The organism is Pseudomonas sp. (genome assembly GCF_037994325.1).
GTDB lineage: Bacteria > Pseudomonadota > Gammaproteobacteria > Pseudomonadales > Pseudomonadaceae > Aquipseudomonas.
Genome location: NZ_JBBNAH010000670.1, coordinates 1 through 6,877 on the forward strand (window position 1 = coordinate 1; position 6,877 = coordinate 6,877).

At 57.5% G+C, this 6,877-nt stretch carries 5 protein-coding genes and 1 pseudogene; 1 reads left to right on the forward strand and 5 read right to left on the reverse strand.

Annotated elements, in window-relative coordinates:
- Positions 1-35: 35 nt before the first annotated feature.
- The 5 genes from AAAB16_RS22130 to sdhC form a co-directional block, all read right to left on the reverse strand.
- On the reverse strand, positions 36-2,870 hold the full coding sequence (locus tag AAAB16_RS22130; protein WP_340665277.1) for a 2-oxoglutarate dehydrogenase E1 component: 2,835 nt from the start codon (positions 2,868-2,870) through the stop codon (positions 36-38).
- 258 nt (positions 2,871-3,128) lie between these two features.
- A complete protein-coding gene (locus tag AAAB16_RS22135) occupies positions 3,129-3,833 on the reverse strand; it encodes a succinate dehydrogenase iron-sulfur subunit (protein WP_110617903.1) in 705 nt (234 codons plus the stop codon).
- Positions 3,834-3,859: 26 nt separating this feature from the next.
- Positions 3,860-5,632, reverse strand: a complete 1,773-nt coding sequence (gene sdhA, locus AAAB16_RS22140) for a succinate dehydrogenase flavoprotein subunit (RefSeq protein ID WP_340665278.1) — start codon at positions 5,630-5,632, stop codon at positions 3,860-3,862.
- A gap of 3 nt (positions 5,633-5,635) precedes the next feature.
- Positions 5,636-6,004, reverse strand: a complete 369-nt coding sequence (gene sdhD / locus AAAB16_RS22145; protein WP_110617799.1) for a succinate dehydrogenase, hydrophobic membrane anchor protein — start codon at positions 6,002-6,004, stop codon at positions 5,636-5,638.
- Entirely contained in the window at positions 5,998-6,384 is a 387-nt protein-coding gene (gene sdhC, locus AAAB16_RS22150; RefSeq protein ID WP_177411382.1) for a succinate dehydrogenase, cytochrome b556 subunit, read from the reverse strand. Before sdhC ends, sdhD begins: the two co-directional genes overlap by 7 nt.
- A 348-nt stretch (positions 6,385-6,732) precedes the next feature.
- On the opposite strand from sdhC, the pseudogene gltA reads away from it, so the two are divergent.
- Positions 6,733-6,877 (forward strand): annotated as a pseudogene (gene gltA, locus AAAB16_RS22155) (citrate (Si)-synthase); the annotation flags it as partial.

A 6,877-nucleotide genomic window follows, 5' to 3' on the forward strand; every position in this document is an offset into this window, starting at 1 on the left:
GACCAGCGCTGCAGCCATCTTCTTGGACGAAGGCGTTAAACAGTAAAGGCGGCTTGCAGCAGTTTTTCCTGCTGTTCAGCGTGCATCGAAGCGTAACCACAGGCCGGAGCGGCCGAGGCATCACGCCCGGCGTACTCGAGGAACAGGCCTTTCTTATGCGCAGTCGTGACACGACGCATATGGTGCTGGCTGCAATACCAAGCGCCCTGGTTCATCGGCTCTTCCTGGCACCAGACCACGTGCTCGAGGTTCTTGTACGGGGCAAGCACTTCGGCCAGGTCGTCCTCAGGGAACGGGTACAGCTGCTCGATACGCACGATGGCAGTATCTTCGCGGCCTTCGGCGCGGCGTTTTTCCAGCAAGTCGTAGTAAACCTTGCCGCTGCACAGTACCAAACGTTTCACTTTCTTCGGATCGAGGCTGTCGATCTCCGGAATTACCGTTTGGAACGAACCTTCGGCCAGGTCTTCCAAGGTCGAAATAGCCAATTTGTGCCGCAGCAGCGACTTCGGCGTCAATGCGACCAATGGCTTACGCAGCGGGCGAATCACCTGGCGACGCAGCATGTGGTAGACCTGCGCCGGGGTGGTCGGTACGCATACCTGAATGTTGTGCTCAGCGCACAGCTGCAGGTAACGCTCCAGACGCGCCGAGGAGTGCTCAGGTCCCTGCCCTTCATAACCGTGCGGCAGCAACATGGTCAGACCGCACAGACGGCCCCACTTGTGCTCGCCGCTGGTGATGAACTGGTCAACGACGACTTGTGCACCGTTGGCGAAGTCGCCGAACTGAGCTTCCCAGATCACCAGCGCATCCGGCTTGGTGGTCGAGTAACCGTATTCGAAGGCCAGCACGGCTTCTTCCGACAACAGCGAGTCGTACAGGTCGAACTTCGGCTGACCGTCGTACAGATGCTGCAGCGGAATATAAGTGCCCGCGTCCTTCTGGTTGTGCAACACCGCATGACGGTGCGAGAAGGTGCCGCGGCCCACGTCCTGACCAGTCAGGCGAATGGGGTGCTTGTCGAACAGCAAGGTGCCGTACGCCATGGTTTCGGCGAAGCCCCAGTTGATCGGCAGGCCACCAGCGGCCATTTTCTGACGATCTTCGAGGATCTTCGAAACCTGGCGCTGGACCACGAAACCGTCCGGAATTTCCAGCAGTTTGGTGGCCAGTTCCTGCAGGGTTTTCAGCGGAACGCGGGTGTCGTGACGAGCCGTCCAGGTGTGACCCAGGTACGGACGCCAGTCGACGAACAGCTCTTTGTTCGGCTCTTTAACCAGGCTTTTTACCACGTGCAGGCCGTTGTCCAGCGCGTTGCGGTAGTCGTCGACCTTGTGTTGCACGCTTTCAGCGTCAAGGCTGTTGGACTGGGTCAACACGTCGGCGTACAGCTCACGGGTAGTGCGCTGCTTGGCGATCTGCTGGTACATCAATGGCTGGGTGCCGTTCGGCTCGTCGGCCTCGTTGTGGCCACGACGACGGTAGCAAACCAGGTCGATCACCACGTCACGCTTGAACTGCATGCGGTAGTCGACAGCCAGTTGGGTCACGAACAACACGGCTTCCGGGTCATCGCCGTTTACGTGCAGGATTGGCGCCTGAATCATCTTGGCAACGTCGGTGCAGTACTCGGTGGAGCGCGAGTCTTCCGGGTTGCTGATGGTAAAGCCGACCTGGTTGTTGATGACGATGTGAACGGTGCCGCCCGTTTTGAAGCCGCGAGTTTGCGACATCTGGAAGGTTTCCATGACCACACCTTGACCGGCGAATGCCGCGTCACCGTGCAGGGAAACCGGCAGTACCTTGTCACCGGTGGTGTCGTTGCGACGGTCCTGACGAGCGCGTACCGAACCCTCAACCACTGGCGAAACGATCTCCAGGTGGGACGGGTTGAACGCCATCGCCAAGTGAACTTCGCCACCTGCGGTCATTACGTTGGAGGAGAAACCCTGGTGGTACTTAACGTCACCGGAGCCCAGCTCAACCAATTTTTTCTTGCCTTCGAACTCGTCGAACAGGTCGCGCGGGTTTTTGCCGAAGGTGTTGACCAGCACGTTCAAACGGCCACGGTGGGCCATGCCGATCACAATTTCTTTAGTGCCATAGGAACCGGAGCGTTGAATCAGCTCGTCCAGCAGCGGAATCAAGCTTTCGCCACCTTCCAGACCAAAACGCTTGGTGCCTGGATACTTGGTGCCCAAGTATTTTTCCAAGCCTTCAGCGGCAGTCAGACGCTCAAGCAGATGGCTCTGCACGTCAGCGGAAACCGTCGGACGACCGCGCACGCTTTCCAGACGCTGCTGGAACCACTTGCGTTGCTCGGAATCGACGATGTGGGTGAACTCGGCGCCAATGGTGCGGCAATATGTCTGCTGCAAGGCCACGTAGATCTCACGTAGAGTCGCTTCCTCTTTGCCGATGTAAAGCTCACCGGTGCGGAAGGTCGTGTCGAGATCGGCGTCGGTCAGGCCGTAATGATTGATCGCCAAATCAGCCGGTGCCGGGCGCTGCCACAGACCGAGCGGATCGAGTTGAGAGGCCTGATGGCCACGCATCCGATACGCCTGAATCAGTCGCAAGACTTCGACCTGCTTCTTCTCGTGCTCACTGCTCACGCTACCGGCGGACACCGGTTGTGCGCGCCGCTGGTTCTTGGCCAGCAGGACGAAGTGATCGCGAACCGTCGAGTGGGAAACGTCATTGGTGACGTTGCCATCGGCCGGCAGCTTTTGGAAGTAGGTGCGCCACTCTTCTGGCACAGCGTTGGGATCGTGCAGGTAGAGCTCGTAGAGCTCTTCCACGTAGGCAGCGTTACCACCGGATAGGTGGGCACTGTCCCACATGCGCTGCATCACGCTTTCTTGCATGCTTGGTCACCCTCGGTAAGGGGACACCACCGGCGTGGAAACCGCATGACACAACCCTGCCGAAACCTCGACCAGGTAACGCCACTTCGGATCCCGCAGATAGTCCGGGTACCAGCCCGGATGCCCCTGCTGGTCGTCAATTTTTCAGAATGAGAGCCGCCGCCTTTTGGGTAACGACTCGGTCTTAAACTGCGGCGCCGAATCGTCGGCGCCGCAGGTACTGCTCGTAACACGCGTGCTACGGGTAAAACCGTTAAATCAGATACCGCTTTGCAACAGCATGCTGCGTACGTGGCCGATCGCCTTGGTAGGGTTCAGACCCTTAGGGCAAACGTTCACGCAGTTCATGATGCCGCGGCAGCGGAATACGCTGAATGGGTCATCAAGTGCAGCCAAGCGCTCTTCGGTATGGGTGTCACGGCTGTCAGCCAGGAAACGATAGGCTTGCAGCAGCGCAGCTGGACCGAGGAACTTGTCGGGGTTCCACCAGAACGACGGGCAGGAAGTCGAGCAGCAAGCGCACAGAATGCACTCGTACAGACCGTCGAGCTTTTCGCGCTCTTCCGGAGTCTGTAAACGCTCGATAGCCGGCGCAGGCGTATTGTTCTGTAGGAAAGGTTTCACCTTCTCGTACTGCTTGTAGAAGATGCTCATATCCACGACCAGGTCACGGATCACCGGCAGGCCAGGCAGTGGGCGAACCACCAGCTTGTTGCCTTTAACCACAGCCGACAACGGGGTGATGCAGGCCAGGCCGTTTTTGCCGTTGATGTTCATGCCGTCGGAGCCACAAACGCCCTCACGGCAGGAACGACGGTAGGAGAAGCCTTCGTCCTGTTCTTTGATCAGTGCCAGAACGTCCAGGATCATGATGTCTTTGCCATCAGTGTTGACCTGGAAATCCTGCATAAACGGAGCAGCATCCTGATCCGGGTTGTAGCGGTAAACGCTTACTTGCAGCAGTTTGGCTTGCGACATGTCGGCCACCCTTAGTAAGTACGAATCTTCGGTTCAAACGCCGGTACGGTTTTCGGCGCGAAGTTGACGGCACGTTTGGTAACGCGCTTATCCCCTGGGAAGTACAGGGAATGGCAGAGCCAGTTTTCGTCATCCCGATCTTCGTAGTCTTCGCGAGCGTGAGCGCCGCGGGATTCTTTACGAACCTCGGCAGCAATCGCAGTCGCTTCAGCCACTTCAAGCAGGTTTTGCAATTCCAGCGCTTCAATACGTGCGGTATTGAACGCCTGGCTCTTATCGTTGATTTTCACGTTGGCGATGCGTACGCGCAGATCAGCCAACTGAGCAATACCCTTCTGCATGTATTCGCCAGTGCGGAATACACCGAAGTAGTTCTGCATGCAGCTTTGCAGCTCTTTACGCAGGCTGGCGACGTCTTCGCCTTCAGTGCGCGAGTTCAGACCGTCCAGACGTGCCAAGGCAGCGTCGATATCGGACTGACGAGCGCGTGCGTAGTCGACACCTTCTTTCAGGGTCTGTTCCAGGAACAGGCCAGCAGCGCGACCGAATACCACCAGGTCGAGCAGCGAGTTGCCGCCCAAACGGTTGGCACCGTGCACCGATACGCACGCCACTTCACCAACGGCGAACAGACCAGGAATGATCTGGTCATTGCCTTCGGCGTCCTGGGTGATCGCCTGGCCATGAATGTTGGTGGCAACGCCGCCCATCATGTAGTGGCAGGTAGGCACAACCGGGATTGGCGCTACAGCAGGGTCAACGTGGGCGAAGGTTTTCGACAGTTCCATGATGCCTGGCAGACGGCTATGCAGAACTTCTTCACCAAGGTGATCGAGCTTCAGCATTACGTGGTCGCCATCAGGACCGCAGCCGTTACCGGCAATGATCTCTTTAACCATCGAACGGGCTACAACGTCACGACCAGCCAAGTCTTTGGCGTTCGGAGCGTAACGCTCCATAAAACGCTCGCCGTGCTTGTTGATCAGGTAACCGCCTTCACCGCGGCAGCCTTCAGTAACCAGTACACCAGCGCCGGCAATACCGGTTGGGTGGAACTGCCACATTTCGATGTCTTGTACCGGCACGCCAGCACGCAGCGCCATGCCGATACCGTCACCGGTATTGATCAGGGCGTTAGTGGTGGACGAGTAGATACGGCCTGCACCGCCAGTCGCCAGTACGGTGGCGTTAGCACGGACATACGAGGTTTCGCCGGTTTCAATGCAGATGACGATCATGCCGACAAAGGCACCGTCTTCGTTCTTGACCAGGTCAACGCCGTAGTATTCGTTGAGGAATACGGTGCCGGCTTTCAGGTTGGCTTGATACAGGGTGTGCAGCAGGGCGTGACCGGTACGGTCAGCAGCCGCGCAGGTACGAGCAGCCTGGCCGCCTTTACCGAAGTCTTTCGACTGGCCGCCGAACGGACGCTGATAGATGCGGCCTTGTTCAGTGCGGGAGAACGGCAAGCCCATGTGTTCCAGCTCGAACACGGCTTCCGGACCTACAGAACACATGTATTCGATAGCGTCTTGGTCGCCGATGTAGTCGGAGCCTTTGACGGTATCGTACATGTGCCAGCGCCAGTCATCGTTCGGGTCGGCGGAGGCGATAGCGCAGGTGATACCACCTTGTGCCGAAACGGTGTGCGAACGAGTCGGGAACACCTTGGTGACTACTGCAGTCTTGTGGCCGCCTTGGGCCAGCTGCAATGCGGCGCGCATCCCGGCACCGCCACCACCAATAATGATGGCATCGAAGGAAAGCGTATTAATGTTAGCCATGAATCAGATACCCCAAAGAATCTGCACGCCCCAGACGAAGTACGCGAACATGGCAATGCCACACGCTGCCTGGAACAGAAACCGCACACCAGTTGCCCATTTGCCCAACGCCATTGGGGTCAGGTAGTCGGTGGAGATGGTCCACATACCAACCCAGGCGTGAACGCCAAGAGCAACCAGAGCCAGAAGGCTGAAAATGCGCATCCAGTTCTGCGAGAACAGACCATGCCAGACGGTGTAGTCCAGGCCTGGGTGAACCACGAGGTATCCAATCAGGAAGAGAAAATAAGCCGCGAGTACAACCGCAGATACGCGCTGGGCCATCCAGTCATATAGCCCGGAGCGCGAAAAGTTCGTGACGTTAGTTACCATATCCACACTCCCGCCAGCACGATCACTACCGCCGAAACGACGAGTACGATTTGCGAGCCCAGCTTGCCGCCTTCCAGCGTCTCACCGACACCCACGTCCATAATCAGATGGCGAACACCGGCCACCAAGTGATACAGCAGTGCGGACAGAAGAGCCCAAATCACAAACTTGGCCAGAGGGCTGGCCAGGCACGCGGCCACCTGCTTGAAGCCATCCTCGGATTCGAGGGACTTGTCGAGTGCATACAACAGCACCGCCAAACCCACAAAGAGGATGACACCGGAGATCCGGTGCAAGATGGACGTGTAAGCAGTGACTGGGAGTTTGATCGTCCTTAAGTCTAGGTTTACAGGTCTTTGGCTATTCACGGCTTTTTTCACACGGAAGGGCCCCTAACAATCAGGGCAAAGTTGTCGGGAAGTGCACTGGTCAGACCCACTGCCCCGGGAGTGACAACCACCAGAATAAAGGCTTTAACACCCCTGGCGGTCGGTGGGGGAGTATAGACAGTTAGGTTACTAATGACAACGAAAAGGCCTACCCCAAACCGCTCATTGCGCTTACCGAATAAAAGGCGTAAATAGCGCGAAATTCCGCGCAAAACATCGCTGCAACCCTTCTGCCACCTGGGTTCTCGTAAATTGACTTTAGGATTTATCTCTCTATAGTGTGGCGGGCCCTGCGTGGGGGGCAGTCTGGTGATTTCAAGCATAAATAGGAGGCCACAGATGGCTGACAAAAAAGCGCAGTTGATCATCGAGGGCGCAGCCCCCGTCGAGCTGCCCGTTTTATCCGGCACCGTTGGTCCCGATGTTGTAGATGTACGGGGCCTGACCGCCACGGGCCATTTCACGTTTGACCCCGGCTTTATGT